This is a genomic window from Kribbella sp. CA-294648 (assembly GCF_050943845.1).
GTDB lineage: Bacteria > Actinomycetota > Actinomycetes > Propionibacteriales > Kribbellaceae > Kribbella.
Map to the genome: position 1 here is coordinate 1,913,105 of NZ_CP191981.1, position 25,198 is coordinate 1,938,302.

Below are 25,198 nucleotides of genomic sequence, written 5' to 3' on the forward strand. Positions count from 1 at the left end.
ACCAGGTCGACAGGTGCGGCCTTGATTGTGCGGACCCGCGCGTTCGCCCGCGACAGTCAGTCGGTGAACTGGTCATTGAAGTCGGTCGGCGAGTCGAACCTGCGACCAGGCATGAACGACGTCTCGAACCAGCCGTCGCGGCGCTCCACTACCACACCCTTGGACTCAGGGTCGTTCGGTGGAAACAGCACCGGCGTGGTCGCCAAGGTGCCCATGAACGACGCGACACCCTCGGCCCGGCGATGGCCACGGCCGATGCCGGGCTCGTTGTCCCAGATCAACCTCCGCGGAACCCGCCCGAACACCTTGATCAACTCCAAGGTCCCCAACAGCAAGTCCTCGGTCTGGCGAGTCGGGATCATCCGCCCGGTCACGAACCGCGAATGCGCAGCCGTCACCACCAGCACCGGAACAGCTTGGCGACGCCATCCTCGACGTGATCTTTCGCGGCGGGGACCGCAAATCGCATTGGGCAGCATCACCTGGCGCCCACACGATCCGATCTGCCGGATCGATCCGCCGGTGCTCTGGAGGCAACCGACTCACATTGTCACGGAACCACCGGATCGACCGCTCCCAGCCCACCCGCTCGGCCAGCACCGTGGCCGGCATGTCCGGGGTCTGCTCGAACAACTCCCGCATCCTGATCCTGACGGCGAATTCCGGTGTCGTTTCACCGTGAGGATGGGTATCAGTTGAGGTTGTAGCGTGGGTCGCAATCTCCGCGAATAGTGATGTCAGTCCCCGGCCCATCCCTCATCGGTTTCGCGTCTGACCTGGGAGTGGCTCGGTGGATCTGTGTGCTGAGAGGGGTAGGGGGGCGCGGACGCTGATGCTGATTTGGCCGTAGGTGAATCCGAGGTGCTCGTTGAGGCGACGCATGTTGTCGTTGCCGCGCTGAGTCCAGGTGTAGATCTCGGTGATGCCGTGCTCGGCTGCCCAGGCCATGCTCATCCGTTTCAACGTGGCGGCGACCGATTTGCCGCGCCACTCCCGTCGGACCGCGGTGTAGGCCACTTCGGCACGTTCGGGCTTGTCTGGGTCTAGCATCAGCCCGGCGACGCCGATGACCTCATCGTCGGCGACGGCCAGGAACATCGCGGCGGGGTCGTTGATCCACTCGATGGCCCAGTCGTCTGCGGTGACGTTGAGCAGGCTGGGCACATCCATGTCCGGAAAGGTCGGCAACGCGACCTGTTCGTAGGCTCGCGCCCACAGTTCGGGGCGCTGCGCCACGGTGACGACGTCGTACTCCGTCGTCGCAGCAGGCCAGGGCTCGGCCCCGATCCGGCGAACCTGTTCTACCTGGCGATCTGTCTCGACGAACCCGAACCGTTGCGCGAAGGCCAGTGACCCGTCGTCTTCCACCCCGGACCCTGCCCGCTCGTAGCCTTGGTCGACCGCGTGACGTGCCAAAGCGAACAGTAACTCCATGCCGACGCCCTGACGCCGGTGCTCGGGTCGGACCCGTGGAGCAAGGAACGCTCGTCCGGCCTCGTCCGAGCGGTCCGACAGGCCGCTGCCGACGATCTTGCCGCCCAACTCGGCGAGCAGCAGCAAGCGGCCCGGCCGATCCTGCTCTCGCAGCTCCGCAACGCTCGGGCACCGCTCATGCGGCAGCGCGGCAATCCGCACTTGACGCCAAGCCTCGTAGTCCGCGTCCGTTACCACTTGACGAGTCGACACCCTGGTCACCATCTCAGCACTCCTCGGATTAGACCGGCCAGAGCGAACTGCCTGATGGCCGTGTAGCGCTTCAGAGCGCGTCCCGGCCCTTCATCATTACGCCACATCTGATCCGATTGGACCGTTGCAGGATCCCAATCACATGGAGCTCTCGGTATCCCGCCGCCAGCCGCCCTCGGCCTCACCGTCGTGACTTCTCACAGCGTCAGATTGGAGTGTGGGTCAGGTGGTAGGAGTCGGTGCCGGTTCGATCACGTTGCCGCCGAACGTGAGCCGGTCGACGATCGCGGTGCAGAGCCTTGGGTCGGTGAAGGTCTTGCCCCAGCCGGTGAACGACTCGTTCGAGGCGATCGCGACCGAGTTCTTCTACTCCCGCCCGCAGCGGAACGTTGTCGGTATCCATTGGAATTCCTCCTGAATCACCAGGCCGCAGGGGCTCTGGGCAGGCCAGCCGGACTGCGAGGGGATCGTCGCCGGGCTTACGGCCGCGCCGTAAGGGTGGGGATCCCCCAGTCAGGCCCTCAAACCCCTGTCGGAGGTCAGATCTGGGATGAACGTGGCGCTGCCCCGGTCGGGAGATGGGAGGTCCCGGATCCGGGGCAGCGCGCTCGGAAGCGGCTTGGGGAGCGCCGCGTCATTCACCAGTACGTCGGGCGCCAAGCGATCGGTTCTTGACGGTGTATTGGGTTTCGAGCTCGGCGTACAGGGGCGACAGGGCCGCGACGCGCCTGCCGGCGGTACAGCTTGGGGAACTGTGATGCGCCGTCAAGATGGGCGAGCGGGCGGAGATCGAGGCGATCCTTCGGCAACACGGCGTGTGGTGGCTACCTGCTCGCCCTCTGCGACGAGCTCCCAAGCACTGCTCACATCTCTCTCGACATCGCCGCCGGCAACGCCGCCGCGGTCATTGTTACCAGCTGCTCGGATTCACGCCGTCCGCCGGATACGACAAGGTCCCGCCTGTACGAAGTGACCTTGGTGAGATCCGATCCGGGGCGGCGCTGCGGAGTGAACGGCAGTCGGACGTGATGGGGCGGTGTCGATCATGACTTACGCGTTGAAGGTCGGTGTTGCGGAGCGTGAGCGCTGTCGGATGATGGCGGCGGCGATGCAGACGTGCCAGTGACGTGCAGTTCCGAGCCCGAACCGGATCTTGCCGAGCTCGGCGAGCTCTACCGTGGTTATCAAGTGGCTCGCGGCAACGACCTGCGGACCGCGGGAAGGCTCGGCGGCCTGCTCCACTCTGCGGGGGCTGGATGTCAAGATTTTCCGGGCAGTGGCGCCACCGTTCCGGCTACCGGCCCGGATCGTGGACCAAAGTGGGCAGTTCGGCACGCCCTCATGGCCGCGGCGTTGCCAGTCTCGACGACGTCAAACGCTGGGCCAGCAGCTGCGATCGGCTCGGCGCAAGAGCTACCGACCGTGGACCGTCCGTCCGATGTACGTCGTGGTCGCACCGGTGCGGATGAAGACCCCGGCCAGGATCCACTTGTGGGTGTTCAGCCGGTACGACGAACTACGCCGCAGCCTGAGCGATCCGCGGCTGAGTTCGCGGTCCGCGCCGTCGGCGCACGTGATCCCGAACGTGGACCTGGAGCATGGAGCAGGCTCGGTGGCGATCCTGCAGTTCGGTCTCTTCCGCCATGTCGTCGGCGACGTCGCCGACAGGCGTCAGGTAACGGGACAGGAGAGTATGTGGTCGCGGCGATGCCGGCCGCGAACCGGGACAGGCGGGTGTTCCCCCGATCCCGATCGGATCGACGTGACCCGGCAGATTGCGACCCATCTCGGGTCCGGAGCCGGTCGCCATCGGTGCCTTGGATAACATCTTGCACGGATACTCCTGCAGGAGGTCTTCGCGCGTCTTCCTCCGGGTGCCCACCTGACGTTGGCCCGGTCGCCTGAGCATCTTGATTTCAAGGACAATTAGATGACATACGGACTCATCGCGCTGCCGGTAACCTCTGACGACGAGGGGAATCATGAGCTGCGATCCGAACCTGGGAGCGGCATGCGTGCGTGATGGAGCGGTCGAATTCGTCCCGCCGGCAGTCCGAGCGCTGTTCGACACTCGGTATCGACGTCGCCGGCCTTGCCTTGAGCCATGTCGCGATCCGCGTGCCGACGTGGCGCGAGCATATACGGGCTCGGGTCCGGGAACCGGATCGAGTCGTTCGCGGTCGCCAACGTCGAGAACTTCTGGAATGGCTGTCCGATGTCCAAGATCGTGCTGGCACGACCCGTCGAGATCGAGAATCGGTCAGTCGACGTGATCGAGCTGATCCCGCCGTTCCACCAGCGGTGTCCACAGGATGGGCTTCGAACATGGCGGGTTCGTCATCGGTGAAGGCCTCATGGGCGTCGGCGAACGTCACCACGACGTACTGACCGGCCAGCAGTTCCAGAGTCGCCACTCTGCCTCACTCTACCGGCTCTTCTATGTCTACACCCACGTCAAGTTCTATCAACGATCCCTCGGTGACGCCGGCGTGGCTCTGATGGTCGGATGCGACAGCGTCTGATGGTTAGAGTCGGCAGCGGCGCTGGTTTGACGAAAGCGATGATGATGAGTCCCGAGAGCGCTGGTTTGGTGGCAGGCTGCGTGGCCTGTGTTGGTGGAGGCCAGTGTGTCGCCGGTGTCGGATGTTGAGCTGTATGCCGCGATCCGTCGTGATGCCCGGGCCGGGATGGCTAAGCGGGCGTTGCAGCGTAAGTACCGGGTGGGGTTCCGGACGGTGGTCGCGGTGCTGGAGTCTGCCTGGCCCGAGCCGCGTAAGAGGCCAGCTCCACGCGGGAGTCGGCTGGACCCCGAGTTCAAGCTGATCATCGATGGGTGGTTGCGCGATGATCTGAGCGCGCCGCGCAAGCAGCGTCACACCGCGAAGCGGATCTTCGACCGGTTGCTGGACGAACAAGACGCGGCAGCGGCCGGGGTCTCGTATCAGATGGAGCAGACCTATGTCGGTGCTCGCCGTGATGAGATCCGCCTCGATGCCGGCCGTGGTGTCCTCGGTGCCTTCATCGCAGAGCCATCAGCCGGGCGCGGAGGCTGAGGTTGATTTCGGTTACGTGACGATCGACCTGGCCGGTGAGCAGGTCATCTGTTACCTGTTTTCGTTGCGGCTGTCGTACTCGGGCAAGGCCGTGCATCGGGTGTTCGCTTCGTGTAGTTTGAGGCGTTTCTTGAAGGTCACCTGCACGCTCAGCGTGTTGGGTGGTGTCCCGACGGGCAAGGTTCGGTATGACAATTTGAAGGCCGCGGTGGCGCGAGTGATCGGTTTCAGCCGCGCCAGGGTCGAGACCTACCGGTGGATCGCGTTCCGTTCCCACTACGGACTGGACGCGTTCTACTGCCAGCCCGGTCTGACCGGCGCCCACGACAAGGGCGGTGTCGAAGGACAGATCGGCTGGTTCCGCCGCAACCATCTTGTCCCTGTCCCGCAGGTGAACTCGCTGGCGGAACTGAACCGGCGCATCGATGTCTGGGACGTCGACGATGACGCGCGGCGGATCCGGTCGCGGCCGCGCACGATCGGTGAGTACTTCGCGGTCGAGCAGCCGCCGCTGGCGCCGCTGCCGTTCGAGCGCTTCGAGACCGGCCGCTGGTTCACCCAGCGGGTCGACCGCTACTCCCAGATCACCGTCCGCACCAACCACTACTCGGTCCCGACCAGGTTCATCGGCCGCCAGGTCCGGGTGCTGCTGAACGCCTCCGACTGGTCGTATTCGACGGCCGCACCGAGATCGCCTGGCACGAACGGCTGATCGCCAAGTCCGGAACCCGCCTCGAGCTCGAGGCACTGATCCGCAAACCCGGCGCCCTACCCGGTGCGACCACGCTCGAGCAAGCCCGCGCCGCGGGCAAGTTCACCCCGATCCACGACGCTTGGTGGGTCAAGGCCCGCAAGGCTCACGGTGGCGCCGCCGGCACCCGGGATCTGATCGAGGTCTTGCTGCTGCACCGCCACATGCACCACGACCACGTCGTCGCCGGCTTAGCAGCCGCCCTGGAAGTCGGCGTGTTAACCGCCGATGCTGTCGCGCTGGAAGCCCGGCTGATCGCCGACGCCGACGGCTCGGGCATGCCGAACCAAGACACGCCCAAACTTCGAAGGAGCCGTTGAAAGCCAGCCCGAAGACGCCACCGGCACCGGTGACCTCGCTGACCGAGCGACGACTGGCCCAGTTGCCGCCCGACACCCGGCCGTTGCCGTAGCTGGAAGCCTACGACCAACTGCTGCCCAGCCGACGCGCTGCAGCACCGCCAGCACCAACCCCAGTTCCCGGAAGAAGCGCCGCTGATGAGTCCTCGCCGCCGCATGAGTGAACAGGCCGCCGAAGCAGCTGTTGATCAGGCCTGCCGGGTCTTGCGATTGCCGACCATCCGCGGCCAGTTCCCAGAGCTCGCAACCAAGGCCACCAACGACCAGATGTCCTACCGGGTGTTCCTGGCCGAACTGCTGCTGGCCGAGTGCGACGACCGCGCCCGGCGCCGGTCCGAACGCCGGATCAAGGCCGCCCAGTTCCCACGGGAGAAGTCGCTGCGCGAGTTCGACTTCAATGCCAATCCCAATATCGACCCGGCCGTTATCCACACCCTGGCCACCAGTGAGTGGGTCAAGAAGGGTCTGCCACTGTGTCTGATCGGGGACTCCAGCACCGGCAAGTCCCACCTGCTCATCTCGCTGGGAACCGAGGCCGCGATGGCCGGCTACCGAGTCAAATACACCCTCGCCGCCAAGCTCGTGAACGAACTCGTCGAAGCCGCCGACGACTTGGTCTTGAGCAAGACGATCGCCCGCTACGGCGGGTCGAGCTGCTGATGATCGACGAACTCGGCTACCTGCAACTGGACCGACGGGCGTCTGGTCCGTCGAGGTCTGTCCGCCGTGGCGCCGAACTGCTGTTCCAGGTCCTCACCGAACGCGAGGAGAAGAACTCCGTCGCGATCGCCGAACGAGTCATTCGCCGGTTGGGGCAAGACCTTCACCGACCCGCGGCTCTGCGCAGCCATCGTCGACCGCCTGACCTTCGGCGGCAACATCCTCGAAACCGGCACCGAGTCCTACCAGCTCACCCACAGCTAGGCCCGCTGAGTCCATCCCGGAAACCTGGCGATCGTCGACTGCCCGACCGGGCAGCGGTTCCGGTCGGGCAGTCGACGGGTATTGCCGGGGTGTGTCAGGGCTTACCCGGCAGGTCGAAGCGCTGCTCGCCGGCGGTGCTGCTGCGCGACTGCTGGCGCAGCGGGACACTGCCGCCGTTGGGGGTAAAGGTGAGGAACTTCTTGGAGTGGTTGTTCTGGACGGTGTAGCGGCCACTCGACACCTTGACTAGGCGCCAGTGCTGCGAAGAGGTCCCGTCGAACACGCGGGTCACGATCGGCATCCCGGCCGCGGTTGAGCTACCGCCGGAGATGTCCACGTACAGGTTCTTACCACTGCCCAGCGGGTCTTTCTGCCGGATCAGGTAGGTGCCGGCGAAGCTGCTCGACTCGACCAGCGTCCAGTTACTTGCCGCCGACGACGGGTTGGTCGAGCTGCCCAGGCCACTGTTGATGCCCTGGCCGATGACCTTCGCCCGCGGCGAGGAGGCCGGGCTGATTGTGGAGTTAGTGGCGGCGATGGCCGGCGCGGCCGCGAGGCCGAGACCGGTAGCGGCCAGCAGAGCGCCGGCCAGAACACGGTGGGAGGATTGGATCTTCATCGAGGCAGTGCTCCGTTTCAGGAATAGTTGATTATCGATAGCGGGATGTTGCGTGCGTGCTGTTTGTGGCAGGCAGCAGCACCCCATCCCGGTAGCGCGACAGAGAGCTGGCTCTGCCGCCGGACGGGTAGTGTCCCTGCCTGGTATGTGCTGAGTGAGGCGGGTTTGGTCTACGGCTTCTTCTTGAACACCGGTTTGCCGTCGGCCTTGATCGTGGACCAGTTCTTGCCTAGGCCCTCGCCGTTGGCGTCGGACGGGGTCTTGTCCTTGAAGAACCAGTACAGCGGCCAGCCGTTGTAGGTGACTTGCAGGTGCCCATCAGGGCGCTTCACGGTCCCCACCAGTCCACGGTCGATACCAGGCAAGCTGGTCACCTCGGCGCCGTCGACGACCACCGGCGGCCAGGTGATCGGACAGTCGCCGTGGCAGTTCACCTTGGTGGGGTTGTCGTCGTCTTCCTCGAACCGGTACGCGGTCTTCCCGTTCACCGTCACGATGTCGAACGAGCCGCCCGGAATATCGACCAGTTCGGTGCGCTCCCGCGCGAAGGTGTGCGACGTGACCGCCAGGCTGGCCGGGCCAACCTTCAGCGGAGCCACCGTCTCGGGCTCCTCCGGCGCCGTGCTCACCGATTCCGGCACCCCGCTCGGGTCGCCACCCGCACCGGGCGCGGCAGTCGACGACACAGGAGCGGGAGTCGGCGAGCTAGACGTCCCAGCGCCAGCATCACTGCCTGCATCAGTGCCACACGCGCCAATCGCCAGCATCAGCGTCCCCGTGCCGACCAGCACAGCCACGCACCTGAACATCCTCAACATCTTCACTCCTTGACCAGACTGCCTCGCGGTGCTAGCGCCGCCTCTATCAACCAGTACGCACGCTTACATCCACCGGTTCACACCACAACGACCCCGGACCCAGACGATCCCCGGCGGACTCGAGCCGTCCCGAGTCCCACTCGATACCGCGCGTGAAGCGACGAAATGAAGCCGAACTCCTACCAGCTGACAGACCAGAACCTCCACGGCCATGCCCAACACTCCCGCACGAAACCTCCTTGAACCGCCGCCCAGGTGCTGTCAGTTCCCACCATGATTACCAGCCCCAACCAGCCACAAGCGCTGTCGAAACTCGCCATCAAACGCTCTCAGAACTCACCATCACAGCCACCGGCGTACTCGAAGGAGCTACATTCGACCGGTTCGAGCATGCCGACTGATTGCCCGCCGATGTGACGCCGGTCCACACGAACTGTGAACGACAGCTCTGCAGGCCAGGCATCAGCGGCGCATCGGAGCAAGGTTGCCGTGATCACCGGTGCGACCGGTGGCCTCGGGCAAGCTATCGCGCGATGCTTCGCCGATTGCGGTTATCACCTGATTCTCCAGTACCGCTAGGACCCGGTGTTCCCGCGTGAACTTGCTGACCAAGTTACGCGCCGACTCGGGTGGCGTCGCCACGGTGGTTGAGGCCGAGCTCACCAACGAGGCCGCCATCGAACGTCAGTTCCATGTCGCAGATGACAGCGGACCGGTCGAGGTCCTAGTCAACAACGCCGAGATCTACCCGTCGAGTCCTTTCCTCGCCGCTACCGTCGACGACTGGAACAGGACCCAGGCGGTGAACGTGATCGCTTCATTCCTGTGCATGCGGCAGGCTGCGCGCATCATGTCACGGGGCCGCGGCAGCAATCGTGAATGTGACGACCATCGCCGCACACCGCTCCGATCCCGACCAAGCCGCGTACGCGAGTAGCAAGGCGGCCCTGCTGTCGCTGACAAAGACTGGTGCACAGGCACTGGCCCAGCGAGAAATCAGGGGTCAATGCGGTCTTGCCCGGACTGGTCTGGCGTGACGGGCTGGCGACCCAGTGGCCGGACGGGTATGGGCGGTGGGTGGCACGAGCACCGCTCGCCACGACAGTCGACGCGATGCAGGTGGCCGAGGGGTGTGCGTACTTATGCGATTCGAGAGAGGTGGAGCTATCACCGGCCACGAGTTGACCATCGACGTGGGCATCGGTGGATCGGGACTACGAGCGTGTCGGTTCGTGTGTGGACATTTCGGTCGAACCCCTCTCGTTGTTCCACGGTTCCTATCGCGCAGCACGAGATGAACTTCGTCAACGCTGGGTCAGTGCCACTCACGCCCTCGTCGAACGCGGGCGGGTCGGCGAGTCCGTCACACACAACCATCATCACGTTGGACCGACCGGGGTTGTTGGGTCGTTCAGCACCCGCAGACAAGACTTCGAGCTCTCTGCCGGCGCCGGTGATCGTGGAGATCGTCTCCCGCAGTACCTCCGCTCCGCACCCTCGGCAGATGCACGCGGAGTCTAACGGGTGCCACGCGTTGGCCGCCTTGGCTGACATGAGATCACCATCTCGTCTACGTCCGTCAGCCGCCGCTGGACCACGATCCTCAGGTCGAACCTGCCATCGAGATCGCACGGCAACGTCCCGCGACCTCTCCGATATCGCTCCGAAGGAGTCCCTCGAGACAATCCAGCAACTCGTATGGGCCGGGTGGCGGTTTCGAGAGCAGCCCTGAGAGGTCACCACCGCCACCAACGGTAGGCACATTCCGTAGCCGTCAGTGCAAGACGTACGCTGGAAGGGCCCCACAATCAATGTGCGCGGCAAGGCGGGACCCCTCTGTTCGGTCGCCTTAGCCCTGAGCCACTCCAGAGGCTGTTGCTAGACCGCTTGGTGCTGGAGGATCTCGGTTTTAAGGCCGAGTCAGGCGAAGGAGGAGCATGACGCGGGACGACGAACTCGGCGCGCTCGAGGACGTGCTTCAGGACCGGGCGGTGTGGGAACAGACTCCGGCGGATGTCGAGCAGCGGATCCTCAGCGAGCTACGGTCTGATCGTCCAAGCGGAAGCCGGCGGCCGGACGACGATGCCTGCGCCGAGGTGTTCTTGACCGGGACCTCCCTGATGCGGCAGGCGCGTGCCGAAGGTACGGCGAATTGCCGCCCTCGCGGTGTGGAGCTCACCTTGGACTTCACCGGTCTGCCCTCCGCTCGGGGCCCCGTCTACCGAGCATGGCTCACAGTCGGTGGCGACGGTGTGCCGATCGGGTCCTTCCAGCTGCCACACGGCAGTGGGCGGGTGTTTGCTCATCGTCATTGACGAGCTGATGCAGCTCATGGTTTCGCGATCCACGACCGCGGCTGACGAGAGAGGGAGACGAACGATGGCGATTCGCTTCGTTCTGCGGAAGGCCTGGACGGCTATACGACGATCGTCGTCACCATGCACGGCGACGACGAGGACGAGTACACAACGGGCAGTACCGTTCTGACGGGCGAGCTTCCTCACTAGTCCGCCAAGGAGTGCGTTTCGTTGTCTGCCGCGGCATCAGGATCCGCCGAGATCCTCCCCCTCAGCGGTTCACCCTGGGGCGCATCTATGAAGTGGTCCTGGGCCGTTGCACACTGTCCGCACGTGCAGCACCCGGCGTCCGGTGGCGCAGCACAGTACGAACCGGTCCACGACCTTGGCGGGTTGCCCGCAATCGGGGCATGTCGGCCCCACAGAAACATTCTCGACTTGTTCGTCGGTCAGATCGCAGGCCATGTGCCGAGCATGCCGTCAGCCCGGGTGCTCGTGAATCGGTGATCGCAACCTATTTTTCACCGCTGACTCGCGATTCGATCGCAGGTAGCGATGTACAGCCGCGGGAGCAACGACGGACATCACCCATAACTTGACCTCGGAGTCGCCCCCCGGGCTGAGGGCTTCTTGAAACAACAAGGTTGGTGCGGCGTCGGCCGGTCGCTACTACTAGGGCTGGGTGGCTGCCGTCGGTGGTTCGGCCACCATCTGCACCTTCCATCTGCCCGAGGGCCTCGGTGAACTTGTGCTCTCGGGCCGGTGTCGCCCCGCGCGACTGCCCGAAGATCCCCGCGACTCTGCAGACCAAGACGCGACCTCAATCGTCGGCTGGCTGGTGCTCAGCGGTCAGATCCCATCGGGCGACCGCTGAGAATGCCCCGGGTCAGCCCTCCTTGGCACCGCTCGTCAATCGCTGCAGCTGGCTTTTGCAGGCGACGAGCGATGGGTGTGTCTGACCGACCGTACTCGTCAGGATGGCGATCGCCCGGCGGCAGTGCCGCTCAGCAGCCAACCGCGACCCGCGGGTTTCGTTCAGAAAACTGAGATTGGCCAGTGTGATCGCTACCTCAGGGTGTTCTCGGCCGAGAACCGCTTCTTTGATGCGGAGCGCTCGTTCAAGCTGCTGCCGGGCGAGGGCGTGCATGCCGAGCTGGTGGGACAGGGCACCGAAGTTGTTCAGCATGACGGCCACCTCGAGGCAGTTCTCGCCGTATGCCGCCTCGTATGTCGTCAACGCAGACCGAAGGAGGCGACTTGCCTCGTCAAGCCTGCCGAGCTCCATCAGGATCGCGGCCAGCGCCGCGTTGTCAACGGCAACCTCGACGTGGCCGGATCCGAGCAGGATGGTGCGTAGTTCGGCTGCCTTACGAGCCCACCGCTCGGCCTCGGCGTACTGTCCCTCAGAGTGGGCGAGTCCGCCGAGATTGTGGCAGACCGTAGTGACGAAGATGTCGTGGCCGGCCTCTTCTGCCAGATCGAGCGCTGCGCGGAAGCAGGAATCTGCACGGTCGTGGTCGCCCAGAGTCTTAGCGGCCACGCCGAGCTCGTTGAGCAGTACGGCGCGATCCAGTTCGGCGATACCGGACTGCTCGCCGAACCACAGAGCACGCCATAGCGTGTCCTCTGCGGCGCGGTAGTCTCCACTTCGCGTGTGAGCGCGAGCACGGGCGTAGAGGGCCTGCACTGTCGTGCACACGGCACAGGAGCCGTGGTGCTCAGTGGTCGGCTGCTTGAGGATCGCGGCTGGATGGAGATTCGTCATAGCGTCCGCCTTCGTGGATCGGCGTAGTGCGTTTCCGTTGTTTGTCGTCCTTGGCAGTACGCCGGGGCGCGCCGTCCGGTTTTGGGCCGGTATGTACAGAAAGTAACGATCATCCGAATCCTCGCAACGATCCGGTCGGGAGCGCGATACGTATTGGGTGATGACGTGGAAGGGCTGGATGGCCTGATCGGAGTGGGGTCGATGGACTGGCGGAGCAGGGGCGCATGCCTTGATGAGGACCCGGAACTGTTTTTCCCAATCGGCAGCAGCGACGCGGCGTACGTCCAGGTCGAGGCGGCCAGGCAGGTCTGCGGCCGCTGCGCGGTCCGTGAGCAATGCCTTGCCTGGGCATTGAAGATAAATCAAGTGCAGGGCGTCTGGGGCGGCACGAGCGAGCTGGAGCGGGCGGCAATGCGCACCCGCGCACGGCGGACGCAGCAGAGGGCACACGCTTTCTGACCGTGGGGCGGACTTTGCCTCGCGATCCGTCAACGGTCTCCTGGGTTGGTGGGCGGAACGGATGCGGGCGGATCTCCAGCACATCCGCCCCGCCGGCAGATAGGGGCAGTTGCCGCAGCAGGTGCCGTATGCATCCCAGTACGTGCCAGCCGGCGGATCCGGATCTCGACCCGCCCGAGCGACGCGAACGAACCCGTTCCCATCGATCGTACGTCGTGGAAGGCACGGAACGCGGAACAACGGAGGCCTCGAATGCCGGAACTGCTGCTGCCCCTGGCGGCCGTCCTTCGTGCAATTTCGGTCGGAACGGAACCACCCTGGGAGGTAACTGCCGACCGCGCCCGTCCTAACGTCGTCACCTGGAGTTTCGGGGTCACGACGCCGCTGATGACTGGGCCGGCACAGCTCTCAGCCGGACGATTCCGTCGGCGACCTGCTGATCAGGTCGGACCCGGTCGGCGCTGCCCTCGTACTGGCCATCACCCTCAAGCGGCGAGGCCAATTCGTGCACCTGACGCGTCTAGGCATGCACTGTGCCGCCGGTGCGGTCAGCAAAGTTTGCCTATGGCAACTGACAAGCGCCCCTGCGGGCGGTAGCCGTCAGCAGCGGGACCGACTATCGTCAATGCTGTTCGGTGCCCCCAATGCGTCGGAGAACGGGTTGTCGTTGGACACCGGGGGCGTGAGTGCGACCGGGTGATGCCGAGATCGCTGAGCAGCGCCGAGGCACGTGTCAACGGCAGCCGAAAGTTGATCAGCTGGTGGCGCTGTGGGTTCTGGTCAACGTCGCAACACGGGGTGCTCGGGCGAGGCTAGTAGCGCGGTGAACAGCTCGGCGGGCGAGCGATCTTGGAGACGTGTCGGGGACGGTGCTTGATCTCGTTCTCGACCACCCCTTGGGTGGTGTGGGGTGTGGATGCTCGGGTTGGTTCCCTTTCGGGAAGTACTGGCGTAGGAGCCCGTGGGGGTTCGAGCTGCGCTGCCGGACGAGTGGGGGTCGCAGAGGTGGATCGGTGCGGCGAGGGTGGCGGCGATCGCGGTGTGGCGGGCCATCTCGGTTCCTTGGTCCCAGGTGATCGAACGCAGCAGCGTCGCCGGCAGATCGCTCATTCGCTGTGTCAAGGCGGCGTGTCGGGCGTTGCTGTCGCGATGCTGAAGGTGCAGTAGACGGATGATTTGGTTGTGCGCTCGACCAGGGTTGCTATCGCTGACTGCTGGTTCTTGCCGGTGATGAGATCGCCCTCGCAGTGGGCGGCTTGGGATCGGTCCTGCGGCGGGAAGGGCTGTTCGTGGATCGACAGCATGGGTTGCTCGAAGCGGGGCCGGCGACGTTCGGTCTTGTGGTGGGGCAACGAAACCGACGACCTCGCGATAGGTCTTGTAGCCACGCGACAAGTTGTTCCCCGTGGTCCTCGGCACACCAACCTCGCGGGCCGCGGCCAAGATGCTCCACCCACGCCCATGCAACTCCATGAACCGCGAACGCGTGGCCGACAACGGCCGACGCCGCGGCCCCCTCTTCACACGACAAGACGACAGCACAACCGCCCCAATCAGACGAAGTGTTGCAACCGTCAGTAGAAGCCACCTTGGCCGCCTAGGGGTCAGTTTCCACGTGCCGTCGACACTAGGCGAGGTCACGGCGGCGGTGGGCTGATTCAGCTCGGGGTGGAGACCTACGACGCAGCCTCGGCCCAGAGCACCCAGATGACGCCGATGGTCGCAATAGGTTCGTCACGCACCTCATCGGCCAGGTGCTCAAGCATCCGTGCGGAGTCGTGCCTGGCGCGACCCGATGGCGTGGTCGGCACGACGGACTACTGGCGCCCATTGTGAGCAGCGGACCCAGCACCAGCAACCGAAAAATTGCTATGGCCAGGTGGAGCGGCAAGTACCTCGACCGCTACCCGCAGGTGGTCGGTCCTTCGGCGGAGCCGCCCCGCTTTTGACGGCGTCTGCCAGAATGGCGGCTGCTCATTACGGCCAGCGCGGCGAGCATCAGCGGGGCGGCAAGTAGCAGACCGAACTCGGCGCCGAGGAACGTCCAGACAGCAGTGGCTCCGATGGTGGCGGTAAGCCGACCAAAGCTGCGCACAGCGGACAGCGATCCGAAGGCCGACCAGCGCAGCGGTTCCGGGGCAACCTGGGCGACGCCGACGTGCTCGGCGACGTCCACTGCGCCGCTGGCCGCGCCAGCGAGCACGAAGCACATTGCCAGCCCGAGCACCGTGCCGGGCAGCAACGCGAAGCCGGCGTACGAGATCAAGAGCGTGATCACCCCGGCCCGCATCACGACGACCGGCCGACGATGGTCCAGCAGGTGGCCGGATAGGTAGGTCGTGGCGCTGGCCGCCAGCCGCCACAGCAGGTAGAGCAGGACAGCCATCGCGGACGCTCCGAACGGCACGTCGCGTTGCTCGAGCAACTTGGTAGTGCGCAGGATCAGCAGGACCGCGGCGAAATTCGCGAGTTCGAACAGGGTGATGCCGGTCATGAACCGGCCGAGCGGGCCCTGAAAGACGGCACGAACCCGCAACCGGGGTGGCGGGCTGACGACGTCCGGCGGAGGCGGTGTTCGGCGGATCACCCATGTCCCGATTGTCACCGCCAGCAGACCTGGCACGAGTGTGGCCACGAGCGCCGACCGGACATCGGCGAGGGCAAGGATCGTGAACGCGAGCAGCGGTCCGGCGACCGAGACCAAATGGTGGATCGCGCGCTCACGACCAAACTCCTTGCCGTAGCCGTTGGTGCCGGCACGTTCCGGCACGGCTGCGTAGCGCTGTGGGGAGCGCAGCCCGCGGGCCCCAGACGCGCCGGCCCGTAGCACGCCTACTTGCGGACTGGTGGTGGCGACCGCAACCAGCCCATTGAGCAGTGCGGTCAGGGTGAACGCGACCATGCTGATTAGCGGGCGACGGCGCGGGTTCTCGCTCAGTGCGCCACCGCCGAGCCGGGCGACGCCGTCGGCTGCGTTGGCCAGGCCCTCGATCAGGCCGAGCGCTAGTGGGGACGCGCCGAGGGTGCCAACCACGAACGCAGGTAGCAATGCGGTCGCTGCCTCGTCAGACGCGGTGGACAGGTGGGATGCGGTGCTGGTGGCCCGGCGCCGGGTCCGAGCGGACCCGCGCCTGCGTTCGTCGCCTTCGGCACCGGATGAGGGCGCGGGCTGTGTGCCCATGGCGATCAAGAGCTCGCCGGCAATCCGTGGGTTGGCGTCGAGCAGCTGGCGGAACACGGGCCAGGGCATGGCGAGGCAGCGCATGTCGGTCAGCGCGGTCACCAGGGCACCTCGCGGTAGTCCAACAAGGGCGGCCGCTCCGATGTGGTCACCGGGACCTAGCGAGCGAACCGGGTTCCCGTCGACGGTCAGGCTCGCCCGGCCGGCCGCAATGAGAAGGAACCCTGCCTCGGCGAATTCGCTGCCCGCCGGAAAGACCCTCTCGACGAGCAGAGCGGCGACTTCTTCGCATTCGCGGTTGCCGAGAGCCCGAAACAGCGGTGAGAGCCGCAATGCCTCATGCATCGCCATACCCGTGCGTCCCCTTCTCCGAGTGACATCGGTGCCCAAATCTGCGTGGTCAACCCGCTCCGCGGCCGCTGGATGAGCCCGGTCGAGAAGTACGACAGTGCGCCCGTGAGCCAGGACCGGTGCGCCTCACCGGCCCGCGCTTGTGGCCCGGCCCAGCGCCAAGCCAGCCGATATCTCGGTCATGGTTTTTGCAACGACGCTGCTTGGCCTAGATGTGATGTCCAGGGACGTTGGTCAGTCGGCTGACTGGTGGCCTGCCGCCGATTGCGGAGTGGGCTCGGTGATGATTGTAGAAGTGGAGCCAGCCGGGCAGGGCTGTGTTGCGTTGGTCGGTTGAGGTGTAGAACCGGGCGTAGGCCCAGCCGTCGGCCAGGGTGCGGTGGAAGCGTTCGATCTTGCCGTTGGTTTGTGGCCGGTAGGGCCGGGTCCGTTTCGGGGTGATGCCGAGTGCTGCGCAGGTGTCGCGCCAGGCGAATGAGCGGTAGCAGGACCCGTTGTCGGACAGGACGCGTTCGACGGTGACGCCGTGGTCGGCGTACCAGGCGACGGCCCGCTGGAGTACTCCGGCGGCGGTGTCGGCTTTCTCGTCGGTGTGGATCTCGGCGTAGGCGACGCGGGAGTGGTCGTCGATGACGGTGTGCAGGAAGGCTTTGCCGGTGCGGGGTTTGTAGTCCTTGCCCTTGGGCAGGCCGGGTGTGGCGAGCTGATTTTGGTAGCCCTGCTGGCGGCCGACGAAGCGGTGGCCTCCGCCGTCGGGGATGTTGGCGAACTTGGTGACATCGACGTGTATCAGCGAGCCGGGGTGGTCGTGTTCGTAGCGGCGCAGCGGTTCGCCGGTGACCCGGTCGACGCGGGACAGGCGGTTGACCCGGCAGCGGACCAGTACGGCGTGCACGGTCGAGGCCGCGACGCCGAGCCGGCCGGCGATCTGGACCGGGCCGAGCCGGTGGCGCCAGCGCAGTCGCACGATCCGGCGTACCAGATGCGGCGGTGTCTTGGCGGGGCTGTGGTGTGGGCGGGAGCTGCGGTCAGCCATCCCAGCGGCCCCTTCGGCCCGGTACCGCTCGGCCCACTTGCGCGCCGTCTTGGCGGCAACCATGAACATTTTCGCCGCCGCGGCGTAGGTCCAGCCCTGATCGACGATCAGACGCGCCAGCCGTAGCCGGGTGCGTGGGGTCAGAGTCGCGTTAACGTGGGACACGAAGGCCTCCGGTTTGGTGAAGCGGTTCCTTAGACAGCTCCACTTCACAACCGGAGGCCTTCACCTGTCACACCGACTCACCGCCACAAGGCGGGCCAACCTCCCTGGACATCACACCTAGAGCGCCTAGCATCGACGGCACACACCGCCTACATGGCCAGCGCCGCGTCAACCGTCTGTACGCACGGAACCTGCCATCTGGTTCCCCTCTCGACATGAGTTGACCCGGTCGACTGGTTGATGTGAGGTGATTCGCCCTGCCCGTTGGCAGGTGGTGTGGGCCGCTTCGACGGGCCCGGGAGTTGGCCGCGGCCAAGGCGTCGAGTCGGCCGCGATCGCGCTGGCCTGGTTGCTGCTCAGCCGTACCTGGTCTCCGGCTAGTCAGGCCGCGGGTCGTCAGTGAGATACGGGCCTTACATGGATCATGGTGAGTAGGTCGAGAGCGGCGGTCAAGGAACGGCGCCTATAAGTAGGCCCCTGCTTGATGTTGCACCAGAACAACATCCGGCCGGGCCGGAATTCGGTCGACGAATCGCCGAGGAGTGCCACGAGCAGGAGGCTTGGCAAACTGCCCAACGTCCTCAGAACACCATTGCGCTTTTGGTCCGGCGGAGAGTGTGACGAAGGCGATCGGTGGGATCGAGAGCTCGCTCACCTGTGTCCCGGCATCTTAGAGCAGTTGGGCTAGCCAAGGAAAGCAAACGGCCTATCCCGCCGCAGTCGAATCCTGTCGGTCGTGTCTACACCAAGAGAACTGGATTGCTCCATCGCGCACCCTTCCTACCTCGACCAATGCGTGTGCACATGAGCGTGCTCATTCGGCTCCGGCTACCTGGCGGTCACCGGGTACTGCAGCCAGGTGTATTTGATGGGCTGGGGTTCGTTCCACTCGTCGGCCAGGGCCTGGTCGACGGGTTGAAAACCAACTCGAAGGTAGGTCCGGATCGCCGGCTCGTTGTCGGGACGCACCCGCAGGAAAACATCCGAATAGCCAGCATCGAGAGCGCGGACTAGAAGCGCCCGGACAAACGCAGTTCCGATCCCGTTGCCGCGCAACTCAGGAGCGACGATGATCCGCGCCAGTTCGACCTCATCCTCCTCGTCGTCGAGCCATAGTTCGCCATAGCCAATCGGCGTCTGTCCGTCGAAGAACAAGTAGGCCTTGATGTCTTCGGTGGTCTGCCGCCAGCTCGACAGCAGCTCAGCCGGGAACGGGAACTCATCCCGTCCTGACAGGAGTCCAACCTCCTGTGCTGAGCTCGCCCAACCGGCCACCAGAGTTGTGAACTCGCTCTCAAATGATCGCAGAATCATCGATACTCCCATATCGCCGACAACTGTCACCGGAAGTACGCTCTGATCAACCCACTCGGTTCACGACACGCGCAATAGCCGTCACCTGCGAGGCCGGAGGTGGTCTTGGTCTGAGGCTCGACAGCGCCGCCAACCGGCCTGCATAGCAGAGTCGGTCTCAATTCGACTTGAGTCTGACCCGTTTGACGGATATCCGAGATCAGGGGGCTTGTGCTCCGGAAGGATGTTCATCATGGAGTCTATGGGCACGAAGGAGCCGCGGTCTGGTCGTTGGTTCACGCCTGAGTTCATGGCCGAGATCGTCGAGCTGGGTCAGCGCGGTGATCGGTCGGTGGGTCAGGTCGCGAGGGACTTTGATCTGACCGAGACCGCGGTGCGGGAGTGGCTGAAGCAGGCTGAGCGCGATGCCGGTACCGGTGATGGTGGGTTGACCACGAGCGAGCGTGAAGAGCTTAGCCAGTTGCGGCGGGAGGTTCGCAGGCTGCGTGAGGATGTCGAGATCCTCAAGCGGGCCACGGCCTTTTGCGAAGGAGACCCGGTGAACTGTTACCCGTTCATCGAGGCGGAAGAGCAAGGCGACCACAGTGTGAAGTGTGCGTGTGAGTTGCTGCAGGTCTCCCGTGCGGCCACTACCCCGACCGCGCCGGCCGACCGTCTGGCCGTGTGCAGCGCGACGCCGTCCTGACCGGAAAGATCATCGAGCTCCCCGACGAGTCCCGCCCGACCTACGGCTCTTTGCGGGTTCACCGCGAGCTCCGAGCCCAAGGGTGAGCGGTGTTCCCGCAAACGGGTGGCCCGGCCGTCGCGGGACCCGACCACCATCGCCGACCCGGGCGCGAACACCAGACCTGGTCTGATCGGCCGCGACTTCGCTATCGGCCCCGGCCGGCCCGCGGCGCTGGACCGCCGCTGGTGCGGCGACATCATCACCTACACCCACACCTGGCAAGGCTGGCCCTACCTGGCCACGGTGAGCGACCTGGCCTCGCGCCGAGTGGTCGGCTGGGCCACCGCCGACCACCTGCACACCGACCTGATCGCCGACGTCACCGACGCGCTCACCGACGCAGTCAACCGGCGCCGGCCCGCGCCCCGGAGTGGTGTTCCACTCCGACAGGGGCTGCCAATACACGTCGGCCCAGTTCGCCAACCTGGCAAGGGATCTGGGCGTCACGTTGTCGGTCGGACGCAAGGGGCAGTGCTGGGACAACCCGGTCGCCGAGCCACCGTCAAGACCGAACTCATCCACCGCCGGGCCAGGCTCACCCGCAAGGCCGCCACCAGCGCGCTCTTCGACTACATCGAAAGCTGGCACAACACCCGCCGACGCCACTCCACCCTCGGAGACCTCAGCCCCGCCACCTACGAATCAACCCACGCCACCCCTCGAACAAATAACGCCAACCAACCTCACACCAACCCCGTCCGTCGAACCGAGTCAACCCCAATGTAGCTGTCATCGAGGCGTGGAGGCATCGGAATTCTTGCTGCTGGCCGGAGGGGCGTAGATCGGGCAACGAGCGTTACCTGGGCTTTCCAGGCCGCTGCAGGCTGCGGAACCCAGGTGCTGATCGGCGGTGCGACGACCGCTTGGCTGAGGGCACCCGGCCCGCTGCGGGAGGCCTTTCGTAGCACGAACGGGCGGTCGAGCGTGCCCTCGCCTATGCAACGAGATCGGCCAGACAGCCGTACGTCCGAACCGCAAGCTAAGCCAGGCCGTAGTGCTGAGTGATAGGCGATCGCCTACACGCACAGATAAGGAAGTCTCTATGCATAGGAGTACTCGGCGTCGAATTATCGGCGTTGCGATGATGGCAGCGACGCTGATGGGAGGAGTTGGCGCCACCGCGCTGACTGCAGCGCCCGCCGCCGCTGCAGGCACCATTCCGTTTGAAGTCCGGGCGATCAGCGACACGACCATGAGCCCGGGAAAGGTCGAAACGGCTGAGTGTCCCCCCGGGACCGTGGTGATCGGTGGCGCCTACGGCAGCAGCCTGTCGGCCGGCTTGGTGCTCGACGATATGGCGCCGATCAGTAAGACTCAGTTCCGTGTCGCGGTCCAGGCGGCGGATCCCCAATTCGCCCCATGGTCGATCGTTGCCATAGCTATGTGCGCTGCCGAGCCGAAGGGATACCAGATCGTAAAGTCTCCGATGACATCGACCGTCACCAGTTTCGAGCAGAGGGCGACGGCTACCTGCCCCACCGGTAAGCAAGTTATTGGAGCAGGGGCGCGACTGGATGGTTCGCCGGGAGACGTCGTGCTAGACGAGATCTTGCCTTCATTGGGCTCTGGCGGAAAACAGTCTGTCTCGGTGAAGGGCTTCGAGGAGGACGCCGGCAACGGCGCCAAGTGGCGCATCACCGCGTTTGCGGTGTGCTCCAACCCGTTGCCGGGGCGCCATGTCGCCACGACCAGCTCCGGCATCAACTCGAACACGTCCAACCAGGCAAGGGCCACCTGTCAGCCTGGCACAGCTGTGATCAGCACGGCATTCGACATGATCGGGTCGCTGGGACAAGCCAGCCCAGCCTCGACGCTTCGCACGGGGCTCAAGAGCGTCGCCTTCACGGATGCTGTCGAGCAGCTCGGGGGCACCAATAATCAATGGGGGGTTGCGTCGTATGCGATCTGCGCCTCGACAGTGACCAACTAGAATCCAGTTCCAGGTGGCGGGTGAGCGGGTGCGGCCGACTTGACAATCGTTCACCCGTCACTTGCCGATGCCAGGCACGACGATGGGTCGCCCAGTCCTGGACGTCCGCCTTGGCTTGCTGCGAGTTCGCCGGTCCCATCACACCCGATCATCCAGGACCGGGCCAGAAGGGCTATGACTATCACTGGTCTGGAGCAGGTGTTCAGCCCGCATCAGTCGGCGACCTACAAGATTGATCCTGACCGCGAATTCCGGTGTCGTTTCACCGCGAAAGTGGGTGTTAGTGGCGGAGTGGCGCGGATGCTGATGCCGACCTGGCCGTAGGTGAATCCGACGCGCGCTCTTGGCGACATGTGGTCCGGTCAGCGGCTGGATCTGCTGTCGACCCGCGCCCTGAGGGTAGCCGCGGTCACCTCTGGTGATGTGCGGTGGCCTGTGGCGATGGGTTTGCATCCTCCGCCTTGAACAATGATCCGCAGCGCATCTCTGTTGGCTCCGTGAACCGATCGGAGGCTTGAGTCCGTAGTGGAGATGGCATGTCGCTCGCGGCCCTATCGGTCGGTCCAGCGGCCGGCGCAAGCTTGAGTGAGATCTCGAGAGGGGAAGCGATGAGCGTCCGGAGCTTGACCCAGACAGAGGCTGACGAACGCGCGAGCCTGCTGGCAGTTGAACGCTACGACATTGCCGTCGACCTGACGGACCTACGCCACGGCACACAGGTCCGGTGTGAGTCGACGGTTACATTCGGGTGTCACCACCCCGGGTCCGGTACCTTCGTCGACTGCGCCGCAGAGGTCGAGAGCGTAGAGCTCAACGGACTTCCGCTGCAGGCCGCCGTGGACGGCAGGATCGCCTTGACCGATCTCGGCGAGCGCAACGTGCTCACCGTGGTCACCGTCCTGGACTGCTCGACCGAGCAACTGGGTGTTCGGAAGGTCGTCGATCCGGCCGACGGCGAGGTGTACTTCTACACGGACTTCGTTCCTGATTACGCACGGCACGTCTTTGCCTGCTTCGATCAGCCCGATCTCAAGGCGCCGCACAGGTTCACGGTGACGGCCCCATCAGGTTGGCTGGTCCTGAGTAACAGCGGTAATCCACAGATCGTAGATCTCGGCTCCGCTCGCCGTTGGACCTTCCCGCCGACCCCACCGCTGTCGACGTACAACACTGTGATCAACGCAGGCCCGTACTACGAACTGCGCCGGCCCGCGGCAGGCCATGATCTCGGGCTGTTCGCTCGGCAATCCCTGGCGTCGATCCTGGACCGCGACGCCGACGAGCTCTTCAAGCTCACCACTCAGGGCCTCGAGTTCTTTGCCGACAAGTTCGGCATGCCGTTCCCGCAGCGCAAGTACGACCAGGTCTTCGCCCCGGAGTATGCCGGCGCGATGGAGAATTTCGGCTGTGTCACCTGGATGGACTGGTTCTTGCGCCGGACCACGCCCACTAGGGCGGAGTGGGACATCTTCTCGCGGTACCTGCTGCACGAACTAGCGCACATGTGGTTCGGAAACATCGTCACGATGCGCTGGTGGGACGATCTGTGGCTCAACGAGGCCTTCGCGGAGTTCGCCAGCAACTGGGCCGCCGTCCGCGCGACGTCGTACACCGATGCCTGGACCGCGCACCTGGCCAGCGAAAAACTCAAGGCATACCTCGTCGATCAGGGGCCGACCACTCACCCGATCCGCCAGCATGTCCGCGATGTCTCCGAGGCTGAAGCGACCTTCGACGCCATCACCTATCCCAAAGCCGCATCGGTGCTGCAACAGCTGATGACCTACGTCGGAGAGGCGGAGTTCTCCGCAGGCCTGACCACGTACTTCGCCAAGCATGCCTGGGGAAACACCACACTGCAGGATCTGATCGATGCGATCGCCGAGGCCAGCGGACGTGACCTGATGCACTGGAGCGCAGGGTGGCTGGAGACAGCCGGTACGGACCGGCTGACTCTGGACAACGACAAGGACGGGCTCACCCTCGTCGCTCATGGTCCGGGCGGCCCGCCGCGGCCACATGTGCTCGCCGTCGGCGCCTACCGGGCGTCGGGCAACCACCTCGAGCGAACCGCGCTCGTCCAGGTAGAGGTCGCCGGCCAACGAACTCGGCTTGATCTGCCGACCGGCGCCGACCTCTATCTGGTCAATGACGAGGACCTGACCTTCGCCTCGACCAGACCCGACGCCACCACGAGAGATGCGTTCTTCATCAATGCCGCCCGCCTGCCCTCACCGATCTCGCGTGGGGTCGCCGTCGCCACGGCCTGGGACATGCTGATCAACGGCGAGGCGACTGCCGCCGAGGCTGTGCGATGCCTGACCGGGGTGCTCGCCGTCGAGACCTCGGCATCGGTGATCGAGCCGTATCTCAACCTCTCGGTCGAGGCCGCAGACCTGTGGAGCCCGGCCTCGGAGCGCAACGCGCTGATGCGAGCCGTAGCCGCGGCTTGCCGCCGGCTCTCCGACGTCGGCGCCTACCGCAAAGCGGCACTGCGCGGATTCGCCCGTACTGCAGCCGACCTCGACGAGGTCGCCTGGCTGCAGGCCGAGGCCGGTGAGGACGTCGATCTCCAGTGGCGAGCTCTGGTCCGGAAGGCTCAGCTTGGAAGCTCGACGGCGGCCGAGTCGCAGGCGCTCCTGGATCGCGACCCGGATCCCGATGCGTGGATCAGTAGGCTGCAGGTCCGCGCGGCGACCCCGGACCCAGCCGAGAAGAAGGCAGTGTGGCAGACGCTGGCGATCCAGCGTGCAGTGCCGTTGGCGTCGGTCTACTCGTTTACCCCGCTGTTCTGGACCGCAGGCCAGGATGAGCTGCTGAGGCCCTATACGGAGGCGTACCTGGAGCTCGTGCCGACCATCCACCTCGGCGGAACCATGCCCGCGACGACTCTCACCAGAGGTCTCTTCCCCCAGTTCGGTGCCAACCTGACCTTCGTGGAACAGGCACAGGCGCTGGCAGCACAAGCTGTCCCCGTCGTCCGCGCCGCCCTCCTCGAGCGTACAGACCGACTGGCTCGCATGCTGCGCTCCCGCGACTGAGGTCGTCCGAAGCGCTTCCAAGCGACGGTTGTCGAACGCTCGGACGTACGGCCGAGTCAGCGTCAACGTCCGCGCCCACCATCCCACTCTCATCACACTTACAATCGAGCCACTCCTCGGCCACGCGCGAAACCGATCGGATGGGTTGGTTACCGGCTGTGCCAGAGTCTCGGCGAGCTACCGACGACCTTGTTGTCCAACTCGGCCAGGAGCAGCAAATGATCAGCTCGTTCAGTTGTGCCAGCGAGTCGATCTCCGGGACCGGGACGAAGTGATTGCGGCGGAAGTATCCGATCTGTCTCTCGACACCACCCTTCTCGTGGGCGCCCTCGATACCTGGCTGACAGTAGAAGGCCTCAATGACCCAGTGGGACCGGAACGCCGTTCACCGTTCGGTCTCCACTCTCGCCCGCGGGAACCCGAGAACCCGCGCGACTGCGGCCTTCAGGTTGTCGTAGCGGATCTTGCCGAACGGCACCCCGCACAGCACGCTGAAGGCGTGCGCGTGGCCCTCGAAGAATGCCTCCTGACCGCCGGATACGAACATCCGGTGCACTGCCTTGCCCGGGTACGACAACCGCAGACAGAAAAGCATGCACTTCACCGACTCCCCGCGCAGCTGGACAACGACCTCGCCGAAGTCCACTTCGCCCTCCGCGCCGGTCGTGTCGGCGACTCCGCGAAACCAGCTCGTCATCATCGACGAAGTCTCCACGGCCGGA

General features: G+C 65.1%; 22 protein-coding genes and 2 pseudogenes. 13 read left to right on the forward strand and 11 right to left on the reverse strand.

Going from position 1 to position 25,198, the window contains the following annotated elements; all coding sequences use genetic code 11:
• Positions 1–56: 56 nt before the first annotated feature.
• Together ACQPYM_RS09285 and ACQPYM_RS09290 are read right to left on the reverse strand one after the other, a co-directional pair.
• On the reverse strand, positions 57–407 hold the full coding sequence (locus tag ACQPYM_RS09285) for a hypothetical protein (RefSeq protein ID WP_433017878.1): 351 nt from the start codon (positions 405–407) through the stop codon (positions 57–59).
• A 349-nt stretch (positions 408–756) separates the two neighbouring features.
• Complete coding sequence (locus tag ACQPYM_RS09290) at positions 757–1,686, reverse strand: GNAT family N-acetyltransferase (RefSeq protein WP_433017881.1); 930 nt, start codon at positions 1,684–1,686, stop codon at positions 757–759.
• Between the two features lie 217 nt (positions 1,687–1,903).
• On the opposite strand from ACQPYM_RS09290, the gene ACQPYM_RS09295 reads away from it, so the two are divergent.
• From ACQPYM_RS09295 to ACQPYM_RS09315, 5 genes and pseudogenes are all read left to right on the forward strand, one after another.
• On the forward strand, positions 1,904–2,104 hold the full coding sequence (locus tag ACQPYM_RS09295; protein WP_433017884.1) for a hypothetical protein: 201 nt from the start codon (positions 1,904–1,906) through the stop codon (positions 2,102–2,104).
• Positions 2,105–3,124: 1,020 nt separating this feature from the next.
• Positions 3,125–3,511 (forward strand): hypothetical protein, encoded by a 387-nt coding sequence (locus ACQPYM_RS09300; RefSeq protein ID WP_433017887.1) that lies wholly within the window; start codon positions 3,125–3,127, stop codon positions 3,509–3,511.
• A gap of 487 nt (positions 3,512–3,998) precedes the next feature.
• Entirely contained in the window at positions 3,999–4,208 is a 210-nt protein-coding gene (locus ACQPYM_RS09305) for a hypothetical protein (RefSeq protein ID WP_433017890.1), read from the forward strand.
• Between the two features lie 165 nt (positions 4,209–4,373).
• Positions 4,374–5,902, forward strand: a pseudogene (gene istA / locus ACQPYM_RS09310) (IS21 family transposase).
• 85 nt (positions 5,903–5,987) lie between these two features.
• Positions 5,988–6,509: an ATP-binding protein gene (locus ACQPYM_RS09315; RefSeq protein ID WP_433017893.1), complete on the forward strand. Its 522-nt coding sequence runs from the start codon at positions 5,988–5,990 to the stop codon at positions 6,507–6,509.
• Here the strand turns inward: ACQPYM_RS09315 and ACQPYM_RS09320 are convergent.
• On the reverse strand, positions 6,488–6,700 hold the full coding sequence (locus tag ACQPYM_RS09320) for a hypothetical protein (protein ID WP_433023530.1): 213 nt from the start codon (positions 6,698–6,700) through the stop codon (positions 6,488–6,490). The genes ACQPYM_RS09315 and ACQPYM_RS09320 overlap by 22 nt on opposite strands.
• Here ACQPYM_RS09320 and ACQPYM_RS09325 point away from each other — a divergent pair.
• Complete coding sequence (locus tag ACQPYM_RS09325; RefSeq protein ID WP_433023225.1) at positions 6,699–6,773, forward strand: hypothetical protein; 75 nt, start codon at positions 6,699–6,701, stop codon at positions 6,771–6,773. The two genes, ACQPYM_RS09320 and ACQPYM_RS09325, sit on opposite strands and share 2 nt — an antisense overlap.
• 94 nt (positions 6,774–6,867) lie before the next feature.
• Here the strand turns inward: ACQPYM_RS09325 and ACQPYM_RS09330 are convergent, their stop codons facing one another.
• The gene (locus tag ACQPYM_RS09330) at positions 6,868–7,392 is read right to left on the reverse strand and encodes an RICIN domain-containing protein (RefSeq protein ID WP_433017896.1); all 525 of its coding nucleotides are present in this window, start codon (positions 7,390–7,392) and stop codon (positions 6,868–6,870) included.
• A 170-nt stretch (positions 7,393–7,562) separates the two neighbouring features.
• Positions 7,563–8,021 (reverse strand): COG4315 family predicted lipoprotein, encoded by a 459-nt coding sequence (locus tag ACQPYM_RS09335; RefSeq protein WP_433017899.1) that lies wholly within the window; start codon positions 8,019–8,021, stop codon positions 7,563–7,565.
• An 832-nt stretch (positions 8,022–8,853) separates the two neighbouring features.
• Here ACQPYM_RS09335 and ACQPYM_RS09340 point away from each other — a divergent pair.
• Positions 8,854–9,247: pseudogene (locus ACQPYM_RS09340) on the forward strand (SDR family NAD(P)-dependent oxidoreductase).
• Between the two features lie 900 nt (positions 9,248–10,147).
• On the forward strand, positions 10,148–10,525 hold the full coding sequence (locus ACQPYM_RS09345; RefSeq protein WP_433017902.1) for a hypothetical protein: 378 nt from the start codon (positions 10,148–10,150) through the stop codon (positions 10,523–10,525).
• Between the two features lie 868 nt (positions 10,526–11,393).
• Here ACQPYM_RS09345 and ACQPYM_RS09350 read toward each other — a convergent pair.
• On the reverse strand, positions 11,394–12,272 hold the full coding sequence (locus tag ACQPYM_RS09350; RefSeq protein WP_433017905.1) for a tetratricopeptide repeat protein: 879 nt from the start codon (positions 12,270–12,272) through the stop codon (positions 11,394–11,396).
• A gap of 201 nt (positions 12,273–12,473) precedes the next feature.
• On the opposite strand from ACQPYM_RS09350, the gene ACQPYM_RS09355 reads away from it, so the two are divergent.
• On the forward strand, positions 12,474–12,731 hold the full coding sequence (locus ACQPYM_RS09355; RefSeq protein ID WP_433023227.1) for a WhiB family transcriptional regulator: 258 nt from the start codon (positions 12,474–12,476) through the stop codon (positions 12,729–12,731).
• A 1,118-nt stretch (positions 12,732–13,849) separates the two neighbouring features.
• Here the strand turns inward: ACQPYM_RS09355 and ACQPYM_RS09360 are convergent.
• The 4 genes from ACQPYM_RS09360 to ACQPYM_RS09375 form a co-directional block, all read right to left on the reverse strand.
• Positions 13,850–14,035, reverse strand: a complete 186-nt coding sequence (locus tag ACQPYM_RS09360; protein ID WP_433017908.1) for a hypothetical protein — start codon at positions 14,033–14,035, stop codon at positions 13,850–13,852.
• Positions 14,036–14,634: 599 nt separating this feature from the next.
• Positions 14,635–16,263 carry an MFS transporter gene (locus ACQPYM_RS09365; protein WP_433017910.1) on the reverse strand — a complete coding sequence of 543 codons (1,629 nt, stop codon included), beginning with the start codon at positions 16,261–16,263 and terminating at the stop codon, positions 14,635–14,637.
• A gap of 208 nt (positions 16,264–16,471) precedes the next feature.
• Positions 16,472–17,464, reverse strand: a complete 993-nt coding sequence (locus ACQPYM_RS09370; protein WP_433008778.1) for an IS481 family transposase — start codon at positions 17,462–17,464, stop codon at positions 16,472–16,474.
• Positions 17,465–18,292: 828 nt separating this feature from the next.
• Complete coding sequence (locus ACQPYM_RS09375) at positions 18,293–18,808, reverse strand: GNAT family N-acetyltransferase (protein WP_433017913.1); 516 nt, start codon at positions 18,806–18,808, stop codon at positions 18,293–18,295.
• Between the two features lie 211 nt (positions 18,809–19,019).
• Between ACQPYM_RS09375 and ACQPYM_RS09380 the strand changes: the two genes are divergently transcribed.
• The 4 genes from ACQPYM_RS09380 (at position 19,020) to pepN (ending at position 24,476) form a co-directional block, all read left to right on the forward strand.
• Positions 19,020–19,463 carry a transposase gene (locus ACQPYM_RS09380; protein ID WP_433017916.1) on the forward strand — a complete coding sequence of 148 codons (444 nt, stop codon included), beginning with the start codon at positions 19,020–19,022 and terminating at the stop codon, positions 19,461–19,463.
• Between the two features lie 105 nt (positions 19,464–19,568).
• A complete protein-coding gene (locus tag ACQPYM_RS09385; protein ID WP_433017919.1) occupies positions 19,569–20,231 on the forward strand; it encodes a DDE-type integrase/transposase/recombinase in 663 nt (220 codons plus the stop codon).
• Between the two features lie 355 nt (positions 20,232–20,586).
• Complete coding sequence (locus ACQPYM_RS09390; protein ID WP_433017922.1) at positions 20,587–21,435, forward strand: hypothetical protein; 849 nt, start codon at positions 20,587–20,589, stop codon at positions 21,433–21,435.
• Between the two features lie 623 nt (positions 21,436–22,058).
• The gene (pepN, locus tag ACQPYM_RS09395; protein WP_433017925.1) at positions 22,059–24,476 is read left to right on the forward strand and encodes an aminopeptidase N; all 2,418 of its coding nucleotides are present in this window, start codon (positions 22,059–22,061) and stop codon (positions 24,474–24,476) included.
• Positions 24,477–24,861: 385 nt separating this feature from the next.
• Here pepN and ACQPYM_RS09400 read toward each other — a convergent pair whose 3' ends face one another.
• On the reverse strand, positions 24,862–25,191 hold the full coding sequence (locus tag ACQPYM_RS09400) for a hypothetical protein (protein ID WP_433017928.1): 330 nt from the start codon (positions 25,189–25,191) through the stop codon (positions 24,862–24,864).
• Positions 25,192–25,198 lie beyond the last annotated feature (7 nt).

Bases quoted from the DNA above. Each gene is read 5' to 3' on its own strand.
- ACQPYM_RS09300 (WP_433017887.1), top strand. From the start codon at position 3,125: ATGTACGTCGTGGTCGCACCGGTGCGGATGAAGACCCCGGCCAGGATC.
- ACQPYM_RS09305 (WP_433017890.1), top strand. From the start codon at position 3,999: ATGGGCTTCGAACATGGCGGGTTCGTCATCGGTGAAGGCCTCATGGGC.
- ACQPYM_RS09315 (WP_433017893.1), top strand. From the start codon at position 5,988: ATGAGTCCTCGCCGCCGCATGAGTGAACAGGCCGCCGAAGCAGCTGTT.
- ACQPYM_RS09320 (WP_433023530.1), bottom strand. From the start codon at position 6,700: ATGGCTGCGCAGAGCCGCGGGTCGGTGAAGGTCTTGCCCCAACCGGCG.
- ACQPYM_RS09330 (WP_433017896.1), bottom strand. From the start codon at position 7,392: ATGAAGATCCAATCCTCCCACCGTGTTCTGGCCGGCGCTCTGCTGGCC.
- ACQPYM_RS09345 (WP_433017902.1), top strand. From the start codon at position 10,148: ATGACGCGGGACGACGAACTCGGCGCGCTCGAGGACGTGCTTCAGGAC.
- ACQPYM_RS09350 (WP_433017905.1), bottom strand. From the start codon at position 12,272: ATGACGAATCTCCATCCAGCCGCGATCCTCAAGCAGCCGACCACTGAG.
- ACQPYM_RS09355 (WP_433023227.1), top strand. From the start codon at position 12,474: ATGGACTGGCGGAGCAGGGGCGCATGCCTTGATGAGGACCCGGAACTG.
- ACQPYM_RS09360 (WP_433017908.1), bottom strand. From the start codon at position 14,035: ATGCTGTCGATCCACGAACAGCCCTTCCCGCCGCAGGACCGATCCCAA.
- ACQPYM_RS09365 (WP_433017910.1), bottom strand. From the start codon at position 16,263: ATGGCGATGCATGAGGCATTGCGGCTCTCACCGCTGTTTCGGGCTCTC.
- ACQPYM_RS09380 (WP_433017916.1), top strand. From the start codon at position 19,020: ATGGGCACGAAGGAGCCGCGGTCTGGTCGTTGGTTCACGCCTGAGTTC.
- ACQPYM_RS09390 (WP_433017922.1), top strand. From the start codon at position 20,587: ATGATGGCAGCGACGCTGATGGGAGGAGTTGGCGCCACCGCGCTGACT.